Raw genomic sequence first — 21738 nt, 5'->3', positions numbered from 1 at the left:
AGACGATCACGATCGCCTTCGTGGTCGGCGCCTCGTCCGACCCGTTCTTCCAGGCGATGAAGGTCGGCGCGCAGGCCGAGGCCACGGCCGAGGGCGCGAAGCTCATCTTCCAGGGCGACGCGACGACGTACTCCCCGGCCACCCAGATCCCCATCTTCAACCAGGTGCTCGCGCAGAAGCCCTCCGGCATCGCGCTCGCCCCGACCGACCCGACGGCGCTGCAGAACGCCATGACCCAGGCCAAGTCCGCCAACGTCCCCATCCTCAACGTCGACAGCAGCGTCTCCGACCTCGGCGGCGCCGTCTCCTTCATCACGGGCGACAACAGCCAGGGCGGATCCGTCGCGGCCGACACCATGGCCAAGGCCATCGGCTACAAGGCCGGAGGCAGCTACCAGGTCGTCGTCGGGCTCACCTCGGCCACGGCGAGCACCAACGTCGCCCGCCTGAAGGGCTTCCAGGACCAGATCGCGGCCAAGTACCCCGGCATCAAGATCGTCGCGACCGGCTACTCGCAGTCGAACCCGACCACGGCCAACACGAACATCTCCAACTGGCTGACGGCGTACCCGAAGCTCAACGGCATCTTCGCCATCGACGGCACCAACGCCCAGGGCGCCTCCTCGGCTCTCCAGGCCAAGGGCCTCGACGGCAAGGTCGCCCTCATCGGCTACGACGCCTACAAGACGAACGTCGACCTGATCAAGAAGGGCGTCTTCACGGCGCTCATCGCCCAGGACCCCGCCCAGGAGGGCAAGCTCGCCGTGCAGACCCTGATCAAGGCGGTCAAGAGCGGAACGACCGGCATCGACAAGGCCGTCACCCTGCCGAACATCGTCCTGGACTCGTCGACCTCGGCCGCCGACCTCACCAAGTACACCTACGTGCAGACCGCCGGCTAGGACCGTGGCCATTCCCGCAGTGCACGACCGTCGGGACGAGAAGGGTGCCGGTCTCGAGAAGACCGGCACCGCCTCCCCCCTCGTCGCGGAGTCCGTCCACCCGGACGACGCCGCGGCGCCCCGCCTCCGGGCCGTCCCCGTGGGACGCATCCTGGCCAACCAGCAGGTCCTCCTCGTCCTCGTGCTCGTCGCGATGGTGGCGGCGTTCTCGCTCCTCAACCCCACGTTCTTCAGCGTCCCCGTCTTCGGGAACGTCCTGGTCAGCTGGGCGCCCGTCGCCCTCCTGGCGATCGGGGAGACGTTCGTCGTCATCGGCGGCGGGATCGACCTCTCCGTCGGTTCGACGCTGACGGTCTCGGGCGTCATCGGGGCCTTCGCGATGGCCGCCGCCACCGCGCACGGCGTCGCCGACCCGCTGTCGATCCTGCTCGGCGTCGGCGTCTCGGCCGGTGTCGGCCTGACCGTCGGCCTCCTCAACGCCGCGCTCATCAACGTCGCCCGCCTCGTGCCGTTCATCGCGACCCTCGCGACGCTCGGCGCAGGATCGGGTCTGGCGCTGGTCCTCACGCACGGCGGCCCCGTCGGTGGCGGCCCCGCCAGCGCCATCGGACTGAGCGTCCCGTGGCTCGGACCCCTCTCCTGGCCGGACTCGGCGGGATGGTCACGTTCCTCACGCTCGGCTCCGGCTCGCCGACGTCCGGCACCGGTTTCGAGCTGAGCGCCATCGCGGCCGTCGTCATCGGCGGCGCGAGCCTCACGGGCGGCGTCGGACGCATGAGCGGCACCATCATCGGCGCCCTCATCCTCGTCACGGTCACCAGCGGCCTCATCATCATCAACATCGACCCCAACTGGAACCAGATCGTCGTCGCGCTGCTCATCGCCGCAGCCGTGTCGCTCCAGGTGCTGCGCGGGATCCAGCGGAGGAAGTCATGACCGTCACGTCGTCTTCATCGTCCTCGTCGTCGTCCCCGACCCAGGACGCCCCGATCTTCGAGGTCACCCACATCTCGAAGAACTACGGGAGCGTCGTCGCCCTCGACGACGTGAGCCTGTCGCTCCGGGCCGGCGAGGTCGTCGGCCTGGTCGGCGACAACGGCGCCGGCAAGTCGACGCTCGTGAAGGTGCTCTCCGGGGCGCACCGGCCCGACGCGGGCCAGATCTTCCTGCGCGGCGAGGAGCGGCAGTGGAAGTCGCCGCACGACGCCATGCAGGCCGGCATCGAGACGCTCTACCAGGACTCCGGTCTCGCGCCGAACCTCAGCGTCGGGGCGAACGTCTTCCTCGGCCGGGAGCTCATGGCCAAGGGCATCCTGGGGCGCCTGGGGTTCCTCGCCGACAAGCGCATGGACACGGAGGCGCACGCCGACCTCGACCGCGTCGGCATCGGCGTGGCGTCCTCGGACCGCACCGTGGCCGAGCTCTCCGGCGGTCAGCGCCAGGCGGTCGCGATCGGCCGCGCGGTGGCGTGGGCGCGCGACGTGATCATCCTCGACGAGCCGACCAACCACCTCGGTGCGCGGCAGGCCAACGAGGTCCTCGACGTCATCAAGTCCGCGAAGGCGAAGGGGCTCGGCGTCATCTTCATCTCGCACACGCTCCCGCACGTCCTCCAGGCCACCGACCGCGTCGTCGTGCTCCGCCTCGGGCGGATCGTCTGCGACGCCCCGACCGCGAGCTTCGACGCCGAGAGCCTGCTCGGGACGATCACCGGGCTCATCCCCGGGCCGGATGCGTCGATCGCGGCCTCAGCGGCGGCGAGCTCGGCGTCGTCGTCGTGACGACGACCCGGGAGCGGCCGGTCGCGGATCCGACCGTCCTCTACGCGGAGTTCACGGCGCTGCCGGGTCGCGCGGACGAGGTCGCGCGGCTGATCGACGACTACGGCGACGAGGTACGTCGGGCAGCGGGCACGGTGGCCTTCGTCGTGCATCGCAAGCGCGAGGATCCTGCCTGCTTCTTCGTCTACGAGCGGTACGAGTCGGAGGAGGCGTTCCAGGCGCACCTGTCGGCGTCGGCTTCGGCGGCGTTCAACGCGGTCCTGAGGGATCTCGTGGCGGACGGCGGCTCGAGCCTGACGTTCCTCACGGACGTCTGACTCCCGCTCCGGGTTCCCGTCCCCGCCCCGCTGCCGTCGTCCCGGCGGGGCGGAGCTGCGCGAGGAGCGCGTCGATCTTCCTCACCTGGCGCGCGGCGGCGAACGCGCAGAACACCGCGGCGAACGCCATGAACGCGGTGAGGCCCCAGAGGACGGCATCCTGCGGTTCGCTCAGGGCGAGGACGACTCCGAGCACGGTGAAGACGCCGAAGATCACCGGACTGAGCCAGGTCGAGCGGACGTTCTGACGGCGGCGCTCGTCGAGGGCGGGAACCCAGATCGACGGTTCGGCGTCCTCCGGGACGGTACCGGTCCTGACGGCCGCGTTGATCGCCACGAGGTTCTCGACGCCGCCGCTCCGGCGGCGCTGGCGGGCCGCGACCAGGGTCATGACGCCACCGAAGACGAGGGCGCCGACGGCGCGGCCGATCGTCTCCGAGAGGCTGACGCGGGCGCTGCCGAGGAGGACCGCGAACGCGTACGTGAGGACGAACCAGGTCAGGGCGAAGTACCCGAAGAGCACGCCGAGCGACGCGGACTGCAGGTGGGAGCGGACGTTCTTCACGGGTCTCGTTTCAGGGGTCGGGGGAGACGGGGTCGGGGCACGCGGGGTGGGGCGGGTCGCCCGCAGGAGCCGCGGCTACTGCAGATCGGAGGTCAGCCTCATCACGTTGTCGACGTAGCGGCGGTACCACGGCTCCTTGCTCCACGCCTCGCGGGTGAGGAGCCGCGACGCCGAGCGGTAGCCGTCCTGGATCGTCCGCAGCTCGGACGCCAACGACGCGCCGAAGCCGAGCAGCATGATCTCGTAGTCGAGGGCGAACGAGCGCATGTCCATGTTGCTCGAGCCGATGACCGAGATCTCGTCGTCGACCGTGAAGTGCTTGGCGTGCAGGACCGTCGGCTTCGGGTACAGGTAGATCTTCACGCCGGCGTCGAGCAGCGTGGCGTAGTAGGAGCGCTGCGCGTGCTGGACCATGAACTGGTCCGCCTGCTCCGAGACGAAGAGCTCGACCTCCACGCCCCGGTACGCGGCCGTCGTGATGGCCGTGAGGAGGGAGTCCTCGGGGATGAAGTACGGGCTCGTGATGATCAGCTTGTGCTGAGCGCGGTGCATGAGCGAGACGAACATCCGGAGGTTGGGCTCCGTCGGGAAGCCGGGGCCCGACGGCACCAGCTGGAACGCCCCGTCGTGCCGGTCGGACGAGGCGACGTCGTCGTCGGGGTCGTACGCCTCGAAGGGCACGGCCTCGTTCGTCTCGGTGTACCAGTCGATCGCGAACACGGCGCTGAGCGAGTCGACGATCGGCCCCGTCACCTCGATGTTCAGGTCTTTCCAGTGCCGCCCGACCCGAGCGTGCTTCGGCTTGAGGTAGCCGGAGTCGATCATGTTCTGCGACCCCATGAAGCCGCGACGCCCGTCGATCACCAGCAGCTTGCGGTGGTTGCGCAGATCGGGACGCCGCCACCGCCCGTGGAGGAGGTCGATCGGCATCATCGGGTGCCACTGGATACCCGCCGCGGTGAGCCGCCGCTTGAACTCGCCGTAGCCGGGATACCCCCGAGTGCCGATGTGGTCGAACAGGAGCCGCACCGTGACCCCGCGCTTCACAGCGTCGGCCAGGGCGGTGAAGAAGACGTCGGTCGTGTCGTCCCACGCCATGATGTAGAACTCGACGTGGACGGTCGACCGGGCCTCGTCGACGGCGCGCGCCATCTCGCGGATCGCGTCGTCGTAGGTGCCGTGCAGCCCCTCGTTCCGACCGGTCACGAGCGGCAGCGACGCCAGGCGCCGGTTCGCGGCGACGATCGAGTCGACGCCGGGGATGTCGCGCGTGTACTGCTCCGACAGGGGATGCGTCTTCGCCTGGCTCGTGATCAGGTCGTTCATCTCGCCCTGGAGCTTGTGACGTCGACCGCGCACGTACGGGCTGCCGAGCAGGAGGAAGAGGGGGAGCCCGATCACCGGGACGAACAGGATCAGCATCAGCCAGGCGAACGACGACCCCGTCTTGCGGTTCTCCGGGACGATCCCGATCGCCGCGACCTTGATGAGGTACTCGATGACGAGGAAGACGATGGCGATCCAGCTCTTCCGCTTGATGGCGGAGGCGAGGGGGGTCGCCGTGATGAGGTCGATCCGGGGCATCGCGACTCCTTGGCGGCTGAGCGGGCGGTTCCGTGAGAAGCGCGCGTCACGGATCGGCCCGATGCCGTTGACTGGACGAATGCTCTCCCTCGATGCTCCCACATCCCCCTCGTGCCCGACGAGGACCGTCCGCAGGGCCGTCCACGCGTGACGCGCCGCCTCGCCTTCCTCTTCGCCGTCGCCGGTGGCGCCGCCGTCGGCAACCTCTACTGGTCGCAGCCGCTGCTCGACTTCATCGCCCGCGACCTCGGCACGGACACGGCAGCGGCCGGCTGGCTGGTGACCGCGACCCAGCTGGGCTACGCGCTCGGGATCTTCCTGTTCGTCCCGCTGGGCGACGTGCTGAACCGACGCATCCTGGTGCCCGTCGCCCTGCTCTGCTCCGCGGCGGCCCTCGTGGCCAGCGCCCTCGCGCCGACCTTCGGGATCCTGCTCGCGACCCTGGCGCTCGTGGGCCTGACGACGATCTCCGGGCAGATCCTGGTGCCGCTCGCCGGCGACCTCAGCGACGACGCCGACCGGGGGCGCGTCGTCGGCACGGTGGTGTCGGGCATCCTCATCGGCATCCTGGTCTCGCGGACGGTGGCCGGGCTGGTGGCCGGGGCGCTCGGGTGGCGCGCGATCTACGTCGTGGCCGCGGGGCTCGCGATCCTGCTGGCCGCCCTGCTCTTCGCGGCGATCCCGCGGCTCGAGCCGCGCACGACGCTCCGGTACCCGGCCCTGCTCGCCTCCGTGTTCGCGATCGTGAAGCGGGAGCGGGCGGTCCGCTGGAGCCTCGTGCTCGGCGGCACCTCGTTCGCCGTCTTCACGATGTTCTGGACCTCCCTCACCTTCCTCCTCAGCGCCCCGCCGTACCGGTTCGGCGTGACCGTGATCGGACTGTTCGGCCTCGTCGGCCTCGCGGGAGCGGTCGCCGCGCAGCGCGCCGGACGCCTCAGCGACCGCGGCCTCGGCCTCCCCGCGATCGGCGTCGCCTGGGTGCTCGTGCTCGTCGCCTTCGTGATCGCGGGGCTCGGCGCGGCGTCGGTCGTCGCGATCGTCGTCGCCATCCTGGTGCTCGATGTCGCGATCCAGGGGCACAACATCACGGTCCAGTCGCGGATGTTCCTGGTCGACGCGTCGGCTCGCAGCCGGATCAACACCGCCTTCGTCACGAGCAACTTCCTCTGCGGGGCGGTGGGCTCCGGCCTCGCGTCGTTCCTCTGGGCGCACGGCGGCTGGACCGCGATCATGCTCGCCGGAGCCGTCCTCAGCGGATTCGCCCTGACCGTCTGGGCGGTCGGTCGTCGCGGGCCCCTCCGGGTCGGACCGCAGGATGCCCAGGCTCTAGCCTGAGAGGACACCGACCCGAAGGACCCCATGAGCACTCGCACCAGCATCCCCCGCACGATCGCGCGCGTCACCCTCGGAGGCGTCCTCGCCTTCGCCGGCGTCACGCACCTGACGTCGGCGCGCGAGTCGTTCCAGGCGCAGGTGCCCGAGTGGGTGCCGCTGCCGAAGGACACCGTCGTCCTCGCCTCCGGTGTCGTCGAGATCGCGCTCGGCTCGGGTCTCGTCCTCCTCGGCGGCCACCAGCGCGGCATCGGGAACCTCGCGGCGCTGTTCTTCACGGCGATCTTCCCCGGGAACATCTCGCAGTTCGTCACCAAGACCTCCGCCCTCGGGCTCGACACCGACCGGAAGCGCGCCGTGCGGCTCGTCTTCCAGCCGCTGCTCGTGGCCGTGGCCCTCTGGTCGACGCGCGCCCCGAAGCGCTAGCGCCGGCCGGCCCGGCCCGCCCTCGCCCTCGCCCAGCCGGGCGAGACTCCACGACTCGCCACTCACTTTCGTGGAACGTGGCCAATCGTAGAGTCTCGCGGACGGGAAGCCGACTGCGGCGCCGGCCCCACGCCCGAGACTCCACGACTCGCCACTCACTTTCGTGGAACGTGGCCAATCGTGGAGTCTCGGCGGCGGCGGACGCAGCGGCAGCGGCTACTGCACCGACCAGCCGCCGTCCGACGGCAGCACGACGCCGTTGATGTTGACCGAGTCGGCGCTGAGAAGGAACGTGATCGACGCCGCCAGTTCGGCCGCCGTGGCGAGCGACGGGATCGCCGCCTGGAACGGCCGGAGCCGCGCCGACCCCTCCTCGGAGACGTGCGGCGGGAACGGGATGCCCGTGGCCACCCCGCCGGGGGCGACGGCGTTGACGCGGATCCCGCGCGGTCCGTACATGAACGCGGCGCTCTTCGTCATGCCGATGACCGCGTGCTTCGACACGGTGTACGCGTTCCCCGAGGCGTTGCCGCGCAGGCCCGCCTCCGACGCGATGTTGACGACCGATCCGGATTCTGCCGCGATCATGGCGGGCAGGATCGCGCGGGTCAGCTTGAACGCGCCCGTCACGTTGATCGCCATGACGCGGTCCCAGGTGGCGTCCGAGGTCTCGTGCAGCGGGGAGAAGTCGTCGTTGACGCCCGCCACGTTCGCCAGGGCGTCGATGCGCTCGCCGGCGGCCGCCACGACGGCGTCGATGTCGTCCTGGCTGGTGATGTCGCCGGTCACGGTGACGATCTCGGCGTCGGGGAGCTCCTCGGCGAGGGCGATCAGGCCCTTGTCGGCGATGTCGACGGCGATCACGCGGCCTCCCTCGCGGGCGACACGCGAGGCGGTCGCTCGGCCGATGCCCGATCCGGCGCCGGTGACGACGACGGTCCTCCCGGCGAACCGACCCGGCGTGACGATCTCCTGGAAACCGGCGGACTCGTCCGTCTCGGGGAGCTCGCCGCCGTTCGCCGCGCGGACGATCCCGTCGATCGCCTCCTGCGGGAGAGCGCCGCCGGACATGGCGACCAGCTGCTGCAGAGCCATGCCCCGCGCGGGGGCGAGAGTCTCCGCCGTCGTACCGGCCGGAGCGAGGAGGTCGAGCAGGAGCCCGCGCCCCTCGGGGTGGTCGAGCCAGGTCCCGATCGTGGACTGACCCGTGAGGATGACGACGCTGTCGGACATGATCCGCTCCCTTGCGATCCGTCGGCGCCGCTGTTCAACGCCGTTGAATGAACTGATGCTGGAATTCAACACCGTTGAAAAGAGAGGCGCAAGAGGCATCCTCCCAGGCTTAGGCTCGACGGATGGGTGACCGACGGGCGATGACGAGGCAGGGCATCCTGGCGGTCGCCGCCGAGGCCTTCGTGGCGCAGGGCTACGCCGCGACCACGCTGCGGGAGATCGGACGGCTGGCCGACGTCGACGCCGCCCTCGTGATCCACTACTTCGGATCGAAGGAGAAGCTGTTCCTGGAGGCCCTGGCGCTCGCGCAGCCCGACCAGCCGCTGCTCGAAGGGCCCACGTCGACGCTCGGTGAGCGGTTCATCCGCTTCGTCCTGACGGCCGACGAGCAGGTGCGGGCGATCTACCTGGCGCTGATCCGGGGGAGCGACACGGACGGGGTGGCGGCGCGAGTGAGGCACCGGCACGAGGTCGACTTCGTCGAGCCGCTGCGCGCGCGACTGACCGGGCCGGATGCGGAGCTCCGGGCACGACTCGCCGCGGCGCTCGTCGGCGGGCTGCTCTACGCGCTCTGGGTCGTGGGCGACGAGGTGCTGCTGGCGACCGACCACGAGGTGCTCGTCGTCCGGTACGGGCGGCTCCTGCAGGAGCTGATCGACCCGGTCGCCTAGGTCGCTCGGCGTGCCCACGTGTGAGACTCCACGACTCGCCACTCACTTTCGTGGAACGTGGCCAATCGTGGAGTCTTGCGGCTGGGGTTGGGGCTGGGGGCCGGGGCTCGGGCCGGGGCCGACGGCCGGGGCAGCAGCCGGGGCCGGCGCTCAGGCGTGCGCGGGGACGCGCGCCTCGTGCTTCCAGAAGCCGGAGAACGTGATGCGCGACTTCGGCAGCCCCGCGCGGTGCAGGTGCCGGCGCCCGGCCGTGGCCAGGGTCGACTCGCCGACGACGAACGCGTAGCCGCGGTCGTCCGCCGGGACGTGCTCGCGCAGGGCCGCCAGAGCGGCCGCCCCCGGGACGGCGGCGGGCTCGGCGCGGACCACCCAGGTGACCTCGACCCCGGCCGGGGCGTGGAGCGGCCGGCGATCCGCGGCCGTCGGGACCTCCAGGATGAGGCGGCCCACTGCATCCTGCGGGAGGGAGCGCGCGATGCCGACGGCGGCCGGGAGCCCGGTCTCCTCGGCGACGACGAGGACGCTGCTCGCGTCGGACGGTGCGTCGAACAGGACGCCCTGGTCGAGGAGCACGACCGGCTCGCCGGGTCGGGCGCCGCAGGCCCAGATCGCCGCGCGGCCCTCCAGCGCGCCGTCGGGGCCGCGGTGCACGACGAAGTCGATGTCGAGCTCGGAGACCCCGGACGGGCAGGATGCGCGAGGCCGGAAATCGGCCACCGTGTAGTTGGCGCAGTGCGGTCGGTGCTCCTCGGGCATGGCGAGGTAGGCGGGCCACCAGCCCGACCCGGTCACGGGCGGGGCGATGAGCTCCTCCTGGCCGGGGCGGCGGAGGAACAGCCGGAACCACTGGTCGAATCCGACCCAGTCGAACGAATCGAGCTCGTCGCCGGCCACGGTGACCCGCTGGACGGACGGGGTGACGCGCTCGCTGCGGACGACGGCGGCGCGGAACATCCGGGGATCCTCGGGCAGTACCCGCGCGGGCGTCGACATAAGGCAAGCCTAACCTAAGACCTGTATCCGGTCGAGCCCGGGTCCCCGGTTGCGAGACAGGCGCCGGACCCGGCGAGACTCCACATTTCGCCCCGCGGGACGAAAGTGAGCAGCGTGTCGTGGAGTCTCGCGTGGCGCGCGAGAGCACCGAGCATCCCCCGAGCGCCTACCGAATCGCTTAGTGTGGTCTCCGCCGACGATGAGGTCGGCAGAAGTGAGTACGACATGACGCACGATCCCGTGCTGGCGGACATCCTCCGCGCCCGGCTCGACATCACCACCGAGCTCGACGCCTCCCCGGAGCTCTCGCTCCTCGACCGGGCCCGGCTGCGGCTCGCCCTCGTGGCCATCCTGAGCGACCTCGATCGCGGAGCCGCGACGCGGGCCGACACGGCCGATGCCCTCGAGCGACTCCGCCGGGAGGTCTTCACGCGCGTGCCGGCGTGACGCCGACCGTCGCCCGTGCGGCCGCCCCGCCCCTGCCGGAGCCGTCGTCCCGACCATCGAAGATCATCCTCCGGTGCCTTGGGAGGAGTCCCGCCGAGGTGCCATGATGGCGCCGGGAGTCCGCGCGGGGGTGCGGGCGGAGAGTGGGGATCATGCGACGACACCGGATGGGGATCGCGGCCGTAGCCGTCGCGCTCGTGCTGCTCGGCGCGCTGGCGCAGCCGGCACTGGCCACGGGCGACGCCCAGCGGGTGGGTGACACCGGCGTCGAGGGGGTCACCGGTGGTCCGTCGACGACAGCCGGCAGGATGCACCCGAACCTGCCCCCGGTCACGATCGGCCTCTGCAACACCGGGTACAGCCGGGTCTCCGTGGCGACGTTCTCGACGCGCAAGCAGGGCCGGATCACGCTCTACTGCGGCGACTCGACGTCCGGCTACGTCCACATCCGGTCGGCCTGGCAGGGCCAGTGGCAGAAGGTCCTCAGCGCCCACCGCTCCCGCGCCCTCTGGGACGACTTCATGGTGTCGGCGGCGCGGACGGCGCTGGAGCATCCGGCCTCCGGCTACCCGCGGACCGTCTCCGGCAGGTCGTGCTACTCGGCGGAGGTGCGGCTCCGCAGCGCGTCGGGCGCGACCCTGGGCATCCTGCACCCCACGGTCGTCGTCGACTCCCGGCGCGAGATCGTCGCCGCGGTCCCTACCGGGTCGGCGCCGAACTGCTCGCTCCGCTAGGCGGTGCACCGGTCGAACCGGCCGAACCGGCCGAACCGGACGAACCCGCGGTACCGGCCGAACCGGCCGCGCCGGCCTCGCCGGACGCGAAGCGGCGCTGGCCCTCCCGGATCAGCGCGGTGATCCTGGGGCGGAGGATCAGGCTGTGGGCCAGCTGCCCCGCGAAGAACAGGGCCACGCCGGCGTGGACGATGGGCAGTCCCAGAAGCCAGCCGTCACGGTCGGGGTGAGGGAAGAACGCCTGCGTCGTGTTGATCACCACCATGGCGATCGGGAACCCGACCCGCAGGTTCACGCTTCGCTTCTCCAGCCGGGTGAGCGCCCCGCCGAGCGGCAGGTCCGTCGGGAGGCGGCGGTCGCGGATCCAGCCGTCCACCTCGCGGTAGGCCGCGAGGCCGCCCTCGGCGTTCCACCGGGACCTCGTCCCGAACGCGCCGAGTGCCGCGCCCAGAACGGCCGATGCGCCCGTCGCCAGCCCGGCGATCCAGATCGGAGCCGGAGCCGAGGCGGCGAGGGCGAATGCCATGAGCGCGAAGATCCCCGCCGCGAGCGCCGCCCAGCCCGCGATCTCCCTCTTCGCCCGCGCATCGAGGCGCGTCCCCACCGACGTCATGCTCGAATGCTAGGCCGTGACGGCATTCACGGCCCGCTCGCGCGGCGTGCCCCGATACGCTGATCAGGCACGCGTACTCCGCGATGCACACCTCGAGCCCCACCCACGCCCCCTCGACGAAGAGCCAGGACATGCCCCAGACGCCCCCCGATTTCGCCACCCGTCGCGACGTCGAGGGGCGGCGGCTCGAGAGCCTCCTGCGGCGCATCTACGGCGACGACCCCCGGCTCGACCGCGAACTGGCGGCGCTCCTGGCCGACGTCGATGCGGCCTGGCGGCAGCGGCCCGACGCGCTCAAGATCCTCGACCGGAAGCGGCAGGGCGACCCGGAGTGGTTCGAGTCCAACCGCATGCTCGCGGGGGTCTGCTACGTCGACCGCTACGCGGGGACGCTCCGCGGGCTCCTCGAGCACGTGCCGTACTTCCGTGAGCTGGGGCTCACCTACCTCCACCTGATGCCGCTGTTCCAGGCGCCGTCGCCGAACTCCGACGGCGGGTACGCGGTCTCGAGCTACCGGCACGTGGATCCTGCGCTCGGCACCATGGACGACCTCCGCGCGACCGCGACCGAGCTCCGCGACAACGGCATCTCGCTGGCCGTCGACTTCGTCTTCAACCACACGTCGAACGAGCACGCCTGGGCGAAGGGCGCCCTCGCGGGCGATCCCGCCTACGACGACTTCTACTGGATCTACCCCGACCGGGAGATGCCCGACGCGTTCGAGCGCACGACCCGCGAGATCTTCCCCGAGGACCACCCCGGCTCGTTCGTCCCGTTGCCCGACGGGCGGTGGGTCTGGGCCACGTTCCACACCTTCCAGTGGGATCTCAACTATGGCAATCCCGCCGTGTTCCGCGCGATGGCGAACGAGATGCTGTTCCTCGCGAACCAGGGCGTCGAGATCCTGCGGATGGACGCCGTCGCGTTCATCTGGAAGAAGCTCGGCACCTCGTGCGAGAACCTCCCCGAGGCGCACCTGCTCCTGCAGGCCTTCAACGCGGTGTGCCGCATCGTCGCGCCGGGTCTCCTCTTCCTCTCCGAGGCGATCGTGCACCCCGACGACGTCGTCGAGTACATGAGCCCCGACGAGTGCCAGCTCAGCTATAACCCGCTTCAGATGGCGCTCATCTGGAACTCCCTGGCGACCCGCGACAGCAGGATGCTCGGCCAGGCGCTCGCCACCCGCCACGCCACCCCGCCCGGCACCGCGTGGGTCAACTACGTGCGCAGTCACGACGACATCGGCTGGACCTTCGCCGACGAGGACGCCGCCCTCCTCGGCATCGACGGCACCGACCACCGCTCGTTCCTCAACCGCTTCTACGTCGACCGGTTCCCGGGCAGCTTCGCCCGCGGCGTCGCCTTCCAGACCAACGAGAAGACCGGCGACAGCAGGATCGCGGGCACCACGGCCTCCCTCGCCGGGCTCGAGGCGGGTGACGAGGGGGCGGTCCGCAGGATCCTGCTGGCCCACTCGATCGCGCTCAGCACCGGGGGCCTCCCGCTGATCTACCTCGGCGACGAGGTGGGCCAGCTCAACGACTACCGCTACGCCGACGAGCCCGGCAAGCGCGACGACAGCCGGTGGGTCGGGCGGCCGCGGTATCCGGCGGGCCGCTACGCCGACCGGCACGACGCGCGGACCAGCGCCGGGGCGATCTACGCGGGGCTGCGGCACCTGATCGCGCTGCGGTCGACGCACCCGGTGTTCGCCGGCGGAGAGCTGGTGCCGTTCGACACGCACGACGCGCAGCTCCTGGGGTATCAGCAGCCGGGCGCCGGTTCGGCTTCGTCGCCCGGCTCAGCTTCGTCGCCCTGCTCGGTCGGGCTGGCCGTGTTCGCGAACTTGGCCGACGACATGCGGACGATCGAGTCGACCACCCTGTCCGGGCTGGCGGCGCTGGCGCCGGAGTGGATCGACCTCGTCACGGGGTCCGTCGTGGACCTGACGCAGGGGCTGCGGCTCGGGCCGCAGGGGTTCGTGTGGCTGGTGCCGGCGGGTTCGTCCGTCTGACCGGTCGCTCGTGGGAGTCGGTGTGGCTCGGTTCGAGACTCCACGACTCGCTGCTCATGTTCGTGGAACGCCGCACTTCGTGGAGTCTCGGTGCCCGTGGCTCCTGCCGCCCGCGGCATCCCCGGACGCTCTCCGGGCGAGACTCCACGACTCGCCACTCATGTTCGTGGAACGCCGCACTTCGTGGAGTCTCGCGGGCGCGCAGGAGCCCCGGGCCGGCGTCTCCGCAGCGGCCACCCCGCGAGACTCCACGTTCGGCGTGTTTTCAGAAAAGTGAGCGGCGTGTTGTGGAGTCGCAGGCTGGGGCTCCTGCCGCCCGCGGCATCCCCGGACGCTCCCCGGGCCAGACTCCATGACTCGCCGCTCATGTTCGTGGAACGCCGCACTTCGTGGAGTCTCGCGGGCGCGCAGGAGCCCCGGGTCGGCGTCTCCGTTGCGGCCAGCCCGCGAGACTCCACGTTTGGCGCGTTTTCGGAAAAGTGAGCGGCGTGTTGTGGAGTCTCAGGCGCGAGCGCGGGCGCGGGCGGGCGCGGGAGCAGCGGCGGGAGCAGCGGCGCCAGCCGCCGCGCCCGCGGGCACGAACGCCAGCGGCTCCGCCCGCACGAGCCCGAGCCCCCGGGCGACGGCGCCGAGCACGACCGCGTCGGCCCCGAGGGGCGACGCCACGAGCTCGGGCACCGGCGGGTAGAACTCGTCGCGGAGCACCGCCCGCGCCTCCTCCAGCACGCCGCCCGCGGAGGCGGCGAGGGCGCCGACGAGCACGATCCGCTCGACGTCGAGCAGGCTCGCGAGCACGAGGCAGATCCGGGCCAGGCGTTCGCCGAGACGCCGCACGATCACGATGCTGCCGGGGTCGCCCGCCTCGGCCGCCTCGAAGACGCGCGCGGCGGTAAGTTCGGCGAGCGGCATGCGCGCGAGGGGTGACGTGGGTGGGATCGCCCCGACGAGCCGTTCCTCCTGCGCCCAGTCGCGCGCGAGCGCCGCGAGGCCGGCGGCCGAGCCGACCCCCTCGACGAGGTCGAGCGCGCGCATCTCGCCGGCTCCGCCGTGGCGCCCCCGGATCAGCACGTCGTCGACGATGAGACCCGCACCGAACCGCTCGCCCGACAGGAGCGCCGCGAACGAGGTGGACGTGACGCCGGCGCCGAGCGTGCGCTCCGCCGTGGCGGCCAGGTTCGCGTCGTTGTCGACGACGATCCGGCCGAGGCCGGGCAGGGCGTCGGCGAAGCCGGGGTTCATGGTCGCCCAGTAGTGCTCGTGGCCGTCGGGCGAGCGTCCCTCGAGGTCGACCGGCGCGGGGACGCCGATGACGGTCGCGTGCACGGTCGACGCGTCGACGCCGCAGGAGGCGAGGGCATCGTGGACGGTCCGGGCCGCGGCCTCGAGTCGGAGGGCGGGATCCAGCCCGTCGTCGGCCAGCGCTGCGGTCTCGCGCGCGAGGACCTTCCCCCGCAGGTCGGCCACGACCGCCGTCACCGTGTGCTGGCCTGCGTCGATCCCCACGAGGTGGCCGGACGTCTCCCGCAGACGGTAGCGACCGGCCGGACGCCCCTTGCTGTACTCGCCGCCACCGCTCGTGCGGGCGTTCGGCAGCTTCTCGAGCCATCCGAGCTCGATCAGGCCCTCGCAAAGGCTGATGACGGTCGAGCGGGTGAGACCGGTCGCCTCCATCGCCTCGCTCGCCCCGAAGGCGCTCTTCGCGAGGGCGAAGCGGAGCACCGCCTCGGAGTTGATCCGACGCAGAACCTGCGGGGAATTCATCGCCCGTTCCATCGTCATGGCTCGACGTTAGCGCTCTCACGGAATCGGATGATGCGAAAAGTAAATTTAGACTGTAGATTTTGTCGCGAGCGGTCGGCGACGGAGCCGGACCTCGTGAAAAGGAGACAGTGTCGTGCATCCGAAACCCCCGTCCCAGCTGACAAGACGAACCTTCCTCGCCGGTGCCGGCGCCCTCGGCGCCGGGATCGCGCTCGCAGGATGCGCGTCCCCCGGTTCGACCGGCGGCGCCACCACCATCACGTTCTACGTGTCGAAGCCCGAGGTCATCGCCTACTTCGACACGGTGATCGCCGACTTCCACAAGACGCAGTCGAAGGTGCGCGTGATCCGCGACTCCACGTCGAACATGTCGGCCGACTTCGTCCGGAACTCGCCGCCCGATCTCGCCTGCTGGAACTACAACTTCTCCGTCGTCGAGTTCGTCGAGCGCGGTGCGCTCTCCGACCTCAGCGACATGCCGGAGGCGAAGCGCATCAACCCCGACATCGCCCCGCTCATGGCGCAGACGGCCTCGTACCCGGGCCGCACGAGCGCCATCCCCTACTCGGTGACCGCCGCCTCCGTCCTCTACAACAAGGACATCTTCGCGAAGTACGGCGTCGAGGTGCCGACCACGTGGGATGAGCTCACGGCTGCGTGCGAGGTCTTCATGAAGGCCGGGATCGCTCCGTTCTACAACACCTACAAGGACACCTGGACCGTCGCCCAGGGCATGTTCGACTACACGATCGGCGGCATGATCGACACGCCCGCCTTCTTCACGCAGCTCGACAAGGAGGGCACGAACGTCGGCAAGGGATCCGCCGTCTCGTTCGAGAAGACGCTCCGCGACCCGATGGACCGCCTCGGCCAGCTCACGAAGTACTCCAACGGCAACGCCGCGAGCCGGGCCTATGGCGACGGCAACCTCGCCTTCGCCCAGGGCAAGGCGGCCATGTACCTGCAGGGGCCGTGGGCGCTCATCGAGGTCGCCAAGACGGCCCCCGACCTCTCCATCGGCACCTTCCCGCTGCCGGTCACGAACGACCCGAAAGACCTGAAGGTCCGGGTCAACGTCGACCTCGCGCTGTGGATCCCCGAGGCGTCGCCCCGCAAGGACGCCGCGCGCACCTTCCTGTCGTACCTGATGACCCCGGCCGTGCAGAACAAGTACAACGCCGACAACAACGGCTTCGGCACGACAACCGACGCGCCTCCGATCGCCAATCCGGCCCTGGAGGGGATGCAGAAGTACTACGACTCGGCGGCCTTCTACCTGGGTGCGTCGCAGCTCATCCCGTCCGAGATCCCCGTCGCGAACTACGCCCAGTCGATCGCGCTCGGCGACTCGCCCCAGCGCCTGCTGTCGCGTCTCGACAACGACTGGTCGCGCCTGGCGCTCCGCTCGTAGCGCCCCTCCCCCACTTCTCCCTCACAGAAACGAGAACGACATGGCCGTCGTCCCCACCCCGCAGCGCGCCGGAGCGAGACCCCGCTCCCGGCGTCGCGTCGACAAGACCTTCTACGCCTTCCTCCTGCCGGCGATCGTGCTCTTCACGCTGGCGATCACGCTCCCCGCCGTGATGGGCATCTTCTACAGCTTCACGAACTCCGTCGGCTTCGGCGAGTTCAGCTTCACCGGCTTCATCAACTACATCGCCCTCTTCTCCGACCCCGCGATCCTGAGCGCCTACGGCTTCACGATCTTCTTCGCGCTGACGACCGTCGTCGTGGTCAACATCGTCGCGTTCCTGCTCGCGATCGGCCTCACGGCGCGGATCCGGGCCAAGGTCGCCCTCCGAGCCGTCTTCGTGCTGCCGATGGTCGTCTCGGGCATCGTCATCGCGTACGTGTTCAACTTCCTCTTCTCGAACTCGGTGCCGGCCGCCGCGACCGCACTCGGCCTCAAGCCGCTCGAGGAGAGCCTCCTGGCCAATCCGAACTGGGCCTGGGTCGCGATCGTCATCGTGACCGCGTGGCAGGCGATCCCGTCGACGATCCTGATCTACATCGCGGGCATCCTGTCGATCCCCTCGGACGTCTACGAGGCGGCGTCCCTCGACGGAGCCTCGGCGTCGCGGCAGCTCCGGTCGATCACGATCCCGCTCACGGCGGGCTACATCGTGATCAACCTCATCATCGGTTTCAAGAACTTCCTGAACACCTACGACATCATCGTCGGCCTCACCAACGGCGGCCCCGGCACCTCGACGCAGAGCATCGCGATGTCGATCTTCACCGGCTTCACCAACGGCGACTTCTCCTACCAGATGGCGAACGCCACCATCTTCTTCCTGATCGCCATCGCGATCGCTCTCCTCCAGCTGCGCGCGACGCGCGGAAGGGCCTCGTTCTGATGACCACGCAGATCCCCCTCTCGACCAGCACCGCCACCGGCAGCATCGCCACGCGCAACGCCGACACCCCTCGGGGCGGCAGGATCCGGACGCGCGGCGAGCGCTTCAACTGGCCGCTCACGATCGTCCTGGTCGTCTGCTCGCTCGCCGTCCTCATCCCGCTCTACGTCACCGTCACGATGGCCTTCAAGAGCACGGCCCAGGCCGTCGACGGCAACGCCTTCTCGCTGCCGGCGCCGTTCAGCCTCGACGGGTTCGTGCAGGCCTGGAACCTCACCGACTTCCCGCGCAGCTTCGCCATCTCGGTGGGCGTCTCAGCGATCACGGTGGCCGGCACGATCATCCTGAGCTCGTTCGCGGCCTTCGCGATCTCGCGCAACTGGAACAACCGCCTCTTCAAGGGCTCCTTCTACTACCTGCTCGCGGCACTGTTCCTCCCGTTCCCGGTGCTGGCCCTCCCGCAGGTGAAGCTGACCGGGCTCGTGCACCTCGACAACCCGCTCGGCGTCGCCATCCTGCACGTCATGTTCCAGCTCGGCTTCAGCGTGCTGCTGTTCACGGCGTTCCTGCGGTCGATCCCCGACGAGCTCGAGGAGAGCGCGCGCATCGACGGCGCGACCACCGGCCAGGTCTTCTGGCAGCTGATCTTCCCGCTCCTGGCGCCGATGAGCGCGACGGTCGGCATCTTCGCCTTCCTCGCCTCGTGGAACGACTTCGTGATGCCGTCGCTGATCACGTCTGACCCCGCGATGCAGACGCTGCCGGTGCTGCAGCAGATGTTCCAGACCCAGTTCAGCAACAACTACAACGTGTCGTTCGCCTCGTATCTCATGGCCATGGCTCCCGCGATCATCGTCTACCTCTTCACCCAGCGCTGGGTGATGGCCGGCGTGACGCAGGGCGCGATCAAGTAGCAGCGGTCGCCCCGGGGTCCCGGACCCCGGGGCCCTCGCGCACCGAGACGGCGACAGCACCACGGAAGGAACCGCATGACCACCACCATCCCGACCACGGCCCCCACGACGACGACGGAGACGCGCGAGCTCCGCGTCGGCGTGGTCGGGCTCGGCTTCGCCGGGTCCACCCACCTCGACGCCTTCACGGCCCTCCCCGGAGCGCGCGTCGTCGCCCTCGCAGGGCAGGAGCCGGCCCGTCTGCAGGAGCTCGGCACCAGCCGCGGCGTCGAGCACCTCTACGCCGACTGGCAGGATCTCGTCGCCCGCGACGACCTCGACGTCGTCTCGATCGGAGTGCCCAACAGCCTCCACCACCCGATCGCGATGGCCGCGCTCGAGAGCGGCAAGCACGTCTTCTGCGAGAAGCCGCTGGCGGTCACGGGCGACCTGGCCGCCGAGATGGTCCGCGCGGCCGAGGAGAACGACCTCGTGCTGGAGGTGGCGTACAACCACCGCCGCCGCGCCGACGTGGCCTTCCTGCACGACTACCTCCGCGACTCCCCGATCGGCGAGATCTACCACGCCCGGGCCAGCTGGCTCCGTCGCTCCGGCATCCCCGGTCTCGGCTCGTGGTTCACCGACCGCCAGGCCGCAGGAGGCGGACCGCTGATCGATCTCGGATCGCACGTCCTCGACATCGCCCTCCACCTGATGGGGGAGCCGCGCGTCGTCACGGCGTCCGCCGTCGCCTACGGCGAGCTCGGTCGCGCCGGCCGAGGCGGCGGCGGCAAGCCCGTCTCGGCCCTCAGCGACCGGCCGTTCGACGTCGAGGACTTCTCGAGCGCCCTTCTCCGCTTCGACGACGGCTCGAGCCTCCAGCTGCAGGCCTCGTGGGCGTCCTACTCGAAGGTGCACGAGGACATCGAGGTCGAGCTCCTCGGAGCGACCGGCGGAGCGCGCCTCCACGTCGACGACTACTCGACCGACGGCACGCTGACGCTCTACTCCGACGTGAACGGGGCGCCGACGGTGTCGAAGCCCGCGGTCCACGTCCCCTCGGGGCACCACCAGAGCGTCATCGCGGAGTTCCTCGCCACGATCCGCGCCGGCGAAGGCGCCTCGGCACCCCGGTACGCCGGGCACCACGGCTCGTACGCCCTGCACCGCAGCCGCGTCGTCGACGCCATCTACGAGTCCGCCGCCATCGGCCGCGAGGTCGAGGTCCAGGGGGAGGCACGATGACCCTCCGCATCCGCGTCTGGAACGAGTACGTCCACGAGACCCGCGGCGACCGCGTCGTCGTCGAGAACTACCCCGACGGCATCCACCGCGTGATCGCCGACGGCCTCACCGAGCTGCTCGGCGACCGGGCGACGGTGTCGACCGCCACTCTGCGCGAGGAGGAGCACGGTCTCTCGGAGGAGGCGCTCGCCGAGACCGACGTGCTGTTCTGGTGGGGCCACATCGCGCACGAGGAGGTCTCCGACGAGGTCGTGCAGCGGGTCGTCGACCGTGTCCACGCCGGGATGGGGCTCGTCGTGCTGCACTCGGGCCACTACTCGAAGGTGTTCAAGCGCCTCATGGGCACGACGTGCTCGCTGAAGTGGCGGAACGACGGCGAGCGCGAGCTGGTCTGGACCATCGCCCCCCAGCACCCGATCGCCGAGGGCGTGCCGCACCCGATCCAGATCCCGCGGCAGGAGATGTACGGGGAGTTCTTCGACATCCCGCGTCCCGACGAGGAGATCTTCCTGTCGACGTTCGAGGGTGGCGAGGTCTTCCGCTCGGGCGTCGCCTACGAGCGCGGGCTCGGCCGGGTGTTCTACTTCTCGCCCGGCGACCAGGAGTATCCCGTCTACCACCACCCCGACATCCGTCGTGTGCTGGCGAACGCGGCCGAGTGGGTCGCGCCGCGGGTCGAGCTCCGCACTCTGACCGCGGACGAGCACCCGCGCGACTGGTTCGTCGGCTGAGCCGGCGCCGCGGGCGCATGGCAGGATGACGGAACCTCACCTTCTACCCGGAAGTCGGCCCATGCGCATCGCGGCGTTCGTCATCGTCGTCCTTCTCTCGACGAGCATCCTGCTCGGGGGCGTGGTCCTCCTCGTCCTCGGGCAGGACGCCCTCGACCCTGTCTCGCTGATCGTCCAGACCCTCGCCCTCACGGTGCTCGTCTACGGGCCCCTGACGATGGGCTCCTTCCGTGCGGCCTGGGACGTCGAGGGTTCGCAGGAGTCGCGGACCTACTACCGCCGCGTCGTCCGGATCACGCTCGGACTCGAGGTCGTCGCCGCGATCGCCTCGGTCGGCGTCGCGGTCGCGAGGTCGAGCGGCTGGGTCGTCTCGTTGGCATTCGTCGGGATCGGCATCGTGCTCACCGCAGCGGCCCTGATCGTGGGACCGGTGGCCGCCCGCTGGGATCGCGCGCACCCCGCGCCTTCGCGCGGCTGGGTCGCGATCCAGCCGGCCGAGGTGAGGCGGAAGATCCTGATCGCGTTCGTCGTCTTCGGCGCCCTGGTGGTTCTCGCCGTCGTGGCCGCCGCGGCCCTGACCGGGCTTGGTCTTGACGCCCCGAGCTTACTGGCGCTGCTGCCCTACTCGCTCTCGCTCGCCGTCATCGGTGCGGGCCTCGTCCTGGTCTTCTCGACTCTGTCCTGGTCCCGCCGACTGCGCGAGGTCACCGACCGGGATCCGTCCCGACTCCGGCGCGTGGCGAAGGTCGTCCTCGGTCGGAAGTCACTCGACCTGGACGAGCAGGACAAGACGGCTGCGGCGCGCTTCGCGTCCGTGACGTCGATCACGATGCCCGTTCAGCTCGCGTACCTCGTTCTGCTCTACGCCGGCATCATGTTGCAGCAGGTCGGGGCGCTCATCAGAGGCGATGTCTTCCCGATGGTTCTTGTCGGCTTCTCGATCGCAGCGCTCGCCGTGTTCATCCCCCTGTACACGAGTCGCATCCGTCGAGCCCGCCGCTACGCGCGCGAGCACGAGGCTGAAGTGACGGCTCCGGCCGACGCTCTGCCCTAGGCACCTCGGTCAGAGCAGAACCGACACGACGAGGCCGACTCCGAGAGCGACGATCTCGGTCGTGAGGAGCGTCGTGACCAGCGC

At 70.5% G+C, this 21738-nt stretch carries 23 protein-coding genes; 17 read left to right on the top strand and 6 right to left on the bottom strand.

Annotation, left to right across the window (positions count from 1 at the left end):
- Nucleotides 1–20: 20 nt before the first annotated feature.
- Genes AS850_RS15515 through AS850_RS15495 form a run of 5 tightly spaced genes read left to right on the top strand, consistent with a single transcriptional unit; the run spans nt 21 to nt 3000 of the window.
- The gene (locus tag AS850_RS15515; protein WP_164088487.1) at nt 21–902 is read left to right on the top strand and encodes a substrate-binding domain-containing protein; all 882 of its coding nucleotides are present in this window, start codon (nt 21–23) and stop codon (nt 900–902) included.
- Between the two features lie 4 nt (nt 903–906).
- Nucleotides 907–1620 carry an ABC transporter permease gene (locus AS850_RS15510; protein WP_123955553.1) on the top strand — a complete coding sequence of 238 codons (714 nt, stop codon included), beginning with the start codon at nt 907–909 and terminating at the stop codon, nt 1618–1620.
- Entirely contained in the window at nt 1560–1838 is a 279-nt protein-coding gene (locus tag AS850_RS15505; RefSeq protein WP_119869937.1) for an ABC transporter permease, read from the top strand. Before AS850_RS15510 ends, AS850_RS15505 begins: the two co-directional genes overlap by 61 nt.
- On the top strand, nt 1835–2683 hold the full coding sequence (locus tag AS850_RS15500; protein WP_119869936.1) for an ATP-binding cassette domain-containing protein: 849 nt from the start codon (nt 1835–1837) through the stop codon (nt 2681–2683). The genes AS850_RS15505 and AS850_RS15500 overlap by 4 nt, the downstream gene beginning before the upstream one ends.
- A complete protein-coding gene (locus tag AS850_RS15495) occupies nt 2680–3000 on the top strand; it encodes a putative quinol monooxygenase (RefSeq protein WP_119869935.1) in 321 nt (106 codons plus the stop codon). Before AS850_RS15500 ends, AS850_RS15495 begins: the two co-directional genes overlap by 4 nt.
- On the opposite strand, the gene AS850_RS15490 is transcribed toward AS850_RS15495, so the two are convergent.
- Both AS850_RS15490 and cls read right to left on the bottom strand, forming a co-directional pair.
- Nucleotides 2987–3565, bottom strand: a complete 579-nt coding sequence (locus tag AS850_RS15490) for a hypothetical protein (protein ID WP_119869934.1) — start codon at nt 3563–3565, stop codon at nt 2987–2989. The two genes, AS850_RS15495 and AS850_RS15490, sit on opposite strands and share 14 nt — an antisense overlap.
- Before the next feature lie 75 nt (nt 3566–3640).
- Nucleotides 3641–5149 carry a cardiolipin synthase gene (cls, locus tag AS850_RS15485; RefSeq protein WP_119869933.1) on the bottom strand — a complete coding sequence of 503 codons (1509 nt, stop codon included), beginning with the start codon at nt 5147–5149 and terminating at the stop codon, nt 3641–3643.
- 147 nt (nt 5150–5296) lie between these two features.
- Between cls and AS850_RS15480 the strand changes: the two genes are divergently transcribed.
- Together AS850_RS15480 and AS850_RS15475 are read left to right on the top strand one after the other, a co-directional pair.
- Entirely contained in the window at nt 5297–6484 is a 1188-nt protein-coding gene (locus AS850_RS15480; RefSeq protein WP_216819792.1) for an MFS transporter, read from the top strand.
- A gap of 24 nt (nt 6485–6508) precedes the next feature.
- Entirely contained in the window at nt 6509–6907 is a 399-nt protein-coding gene (locus tag AS850_RS15475; protein ID WP_119869931.1) for a DoxX family protein, read from the top strand.
- A 216-nt stretch (nt 6908–7123) separates the two neighbouring features.
- Here AS850_RS15475 and AS850_RS15470 read toward each other — a convergent pair whose 3' ends face one another.
- On the bottom strand, nt 7124–8140 hold the full coding sequence (locus AS850_RS15470) for an SDR family NAD(P)-dependent oxidoreductase (protein ID WP_119869930.1): 1017 nt from the start codon (nt 8138–8140) through the stop codon (nt 7124–7126).
- 122 nt (nt 8141–8262) lie between these two features.
- Between AS850_RS15470 and AS850_RS15465 the strand changes: the two genes are divergently transcribed.
- On the top strand, nt 8263–8811 hold the full coding sequence (locus tag AS850_RS15465) for a TetR/AcrR family transcriptional regulator (protein WP_119869929.1): 549 nt from the start codon (nt 8263–8265) through the stop codon (nt 8809–8811).
- Between the two features lie 150 nt (nt 8812–8961).
- Here AS850_RS15465 and AS850_RS15460 read toward each other — a convergent pair whose 3' ends face one another.
- Entirely contained in the window at nt 8962–9765 is an 804-nt protein-coding gene (locus AS850_RS15460; RefSeq protein ID WP_236940763.1) for a siderophore-interacting protein, read from the bottom strand.
- A gap of 264 nt (nt 9766–10029) precedes the next feature.
- Between AS850_RS15460 and AS850_RS15455 the strand changes: the two genes are divergently transcribed.
- Together AS850_RS15455 and AS850_RS16605 are read left to right on the top strand one after the other, a co-directional pair.
- A complete protein-coding gene (locus tag AS850_RS15455) occupies nt 10030–10251 on the top strand; it encodes a hypothetical protein (protein WP_123955552.1) in 222 nt (73 codons plus the stop codon).
- Nucleotides 10252–10403: 152 nt separating this feature from the next.
- Nucleotides 10404–10985 (top strand): hypothetical protein, encoded by a 582-nt coding sequence (locus tag AS850_RS16605; protein ID WP_164088486.1) that lies wholly within the window; start codon nt 10404–10406, stop codon nt 10983–10985.
- Here the strand turns inward: AS850_RS16605 and AS850_RS16600 are convergent.
- Nucleotides 10951–11598 (bottom strand): hypothetical protein, encoded by a 648-nt coding sequence (locus tag AS850_RS16600; RefSeq protein WP_164088343.1) that lies wholly within the window; start codon nt 11596–11598, stop codon nt 10951–10953. The two genes, AS850_RS16605 and AS850_RS16600, sit on opposite strands and share 35 nt — an antisense overlap.
- Before the next feature lie 131 nt (nt 11599–11729).
- Between AS850_RS16600 and AS850_RS15445 the strand changes: the two genes are divergently transcribed.
- The gene (locus tag AS850_RS15445) at nt 11730–13613 is read left to right on the top strand and encodes an alpha-amylase family protein (RefSeq protein WP_236940762.1); all 1884 of its coding nucleotides are present in this window, start codon (nt 11730–11732) and stop codon (nt 13611–13613) included.
- Nucleotides 13614–14114: 501 nt separating this feature from the next.
- Here AS850_RS15445 and AS850_RS15440 read toward each other — a convergent pair.
- Nucleotides 14115–15392, bottom strand: a complete 1278-nt coding sequence (locus AS850_RS15440) for an ROK family protein (protein ID WP_119869924.1) — start codon at nt 15390–15392, stop codon at nt 14115–14117.
- A gap of 115 nt (nt 15393–15507) precedes the next feature.
- Between AS850_RS15440 and AS850_RS15435 the strand changes: the two genes are divergently transcribed.
- From AS850_RS15435 to AS850_RS15410, 6 genes are all read left to right on the top strand, one after another.
- Nucleotides 15508–16785 (top strand): ABC transporter substrate-binding protein, encoded by a 1278-nt coding sequence (locus tag AS850_RS15435; RefSeq protein WP_119869923.1) that lies wholly within the window; start codon nt 15508–15510, stop codon nt 16783–16785.
- Between the two features lie 40 nt (nt 16786–16825).
- Entirely contained in the window at nt 16826–17731 is a 906-nt protein-coding gene (locus tag AS850_RS15430) for a carbohydrate ABC transporter permease (RefSeq protein WP_119869922.1), read from the top strand.
- A complete protein-coding gene (locus AS850_RS15425; RefSeq protein WP_119869921.1) occupies nt 17731–18645 on the top strand; it encodes a carbohydrate ABC transporter permease in 915 nt (304 codons plus the stop codon). The genes AS850_RS15430 and AS850_RS15425 overlap by 1 nt, the downstream gene beginning before the upstream one ends.
- Nucleotides 18646–18720: 75 nt before the next feature.
- Nucleotides 18721–19869: a Gfo/Idh/MocA family protein gene (locus AS850_RS15420; RefSeq protein WP_119869920.1), complete on the top strand. Its 1149-nt coding sequence runs from the start codon at nt 18721–18723 to the stop codon at nt 19867–19869.
- A complete protein-coding gene (locus AS850_RS15415) occupies nt 19866–20600 on the top strand; it encodes a ThuA domain-containing protein (protein ID WP_119869919.1) in 735 nt (244 codons plus the stop codon). Before AS850_RS15420 ends, AS850_RS15415 begins: the two co-directional genes overlap by 4 nt.
- 61 nt (nt 20601–20661) lie before the next feature.
- Complete coding sequence (locus AS850_RS15410; RefSeq protein WP_119869918.1) at nt 20662–21654, top strand: hypothetical protein; 993 nt, start codon at nt 20662–20664, stop codon at nt 21652–21654.
- Nucleotides 21655–21738: the final 84 nt, after the last annotated feature.

This window comes from Frondihabitans sp. 762G35, from assembly GCF_002074055.1.
GTDB lineage: Bacteria > Actinomycetota > Actinomycetes > Actinomycetales > Microbacteriaceae > Frondihabitans.
Note: the sequence above shows the minus strand (reverse complement) of the source record. Positions and strands in the feature narration are given on the sequence as shown.

Bases quoted from the DNA above. Each gene is read 5' to 3' on its own strand.
- AS850_RS15470 (WP_119869930.1), bottom strand. From the start codon at position 8,140: ATGTCCGACAGCGTCGTCATCCTCACGGGTCAGTCCACGATCGGGACC.
- AS850_RS15455 (WP_123955552.1), top strand. From the start codon at position 10,030: ATGACGCACGATCCCGTGCTGGCGGACATCCTCCGCGCCCGGCTCGAC.
- AS850_RS15465 (WP_119869929.1), top strand. From the start codon at position 8,263: ATGGGTGACCGACGGGCGATGACGAGGCAGGGCATCCTGGCGGTCGCC.
- AS850_RS15440 (WP_119869924.1), bottom strand. From the start codon at position 15,392: ATGACGATGGAACGGGCGATGAATTCCCCGCAGGTTCTGCGTCGGATC.
- AS850_RS15425 (WP_119869921.1), top strand. From the start codon at position 17,731: ATGACCACGCAGATCCCCCTCTCGACCAGCACCGCCACCGGCAGCATC.
- AS850_RS15460 (WP_236940763.1), bottom strand. From the start codon at position 9,765: ATGTTCCGCGCCGCCGTCGTCCGCAGCGAGCGCGTCACCCCGTCCGTC.
- AS850_RS15430 (WP_119869922.1), top strand. From the start codon at position 16,826: ATGGCCGTCGTCCCCACCCCGCAGCGCGCCGGAGCGAGACCCCGCTCC.
- AS850_RS16605 (WP_164088486.1), top strand. From the start codon at position 10,404: ATGCGACGACACCGGATGGGGATCGCGGCCGTAGCCGTCGCGCTCGTG.
- AS850_RS15505 (WP_119869937.1), top strand. From the start codon at position 1,560: ATGGTCACGTTCCTCACGCTCGGCTCCGGCTCGCCGACGTCCGGCACC.
- AS850_RS15410 (WP_119869918.1), top strand. From the start codon at position 20,662: ATGCGCATCGCGGCGTTCGTCATCGTCGTCCTTCTCTCGACGAGCATC.
- AS850_RS15500 (WP_119869936.1), top strand. From the start codon at position 1,835: ATGACCGTCACGTCGTCTTCATCGTCCTCGTCGTCGTCCCCGACCCAG.
- AS850_RS15420 (WP_119869920.1), top strand. From the start codon at position 18,721: ATGACCACCACCATCCCGACCACGGCCCCCACGACGACGACGGAGACG.
- AS850_RS16600 (WP_164088343.1), bottom strand. From the start codon at position 11,598: ATGACGTCGGTGGGGACGCGCCTCGATGCGCGGGCGAAGAGGGAGATC.
- AS850_RS15445 (WP_236940762.1), top strand. From the start codon at position 11,730: ATGCCCCAGACGCCCCCCGATTTCGCCACCCGTCGCGACGTCGAGGGG.
- cls (WP_119869933.1), bottom strand. From the start codon at position 5,149: ATGCCCCGGATCGACCTCATCACGGCGACCCCCCTCGCCTCCGCCATC.
- AS850_RS15415 (WP_119869919.1), top strand. From the start codon at position 19,866: ATGACCCTCCGCATCCGCGTCTGGAACGAGTACGTCCACGAGACCCGC.
- AS850_RS15475 (WP_119869931.1), top strand. From the start codon at position 6,509: ATGAGCACTCGCACCAGCATCCCCCGCACGATCGCGCGCGTCACCCTC.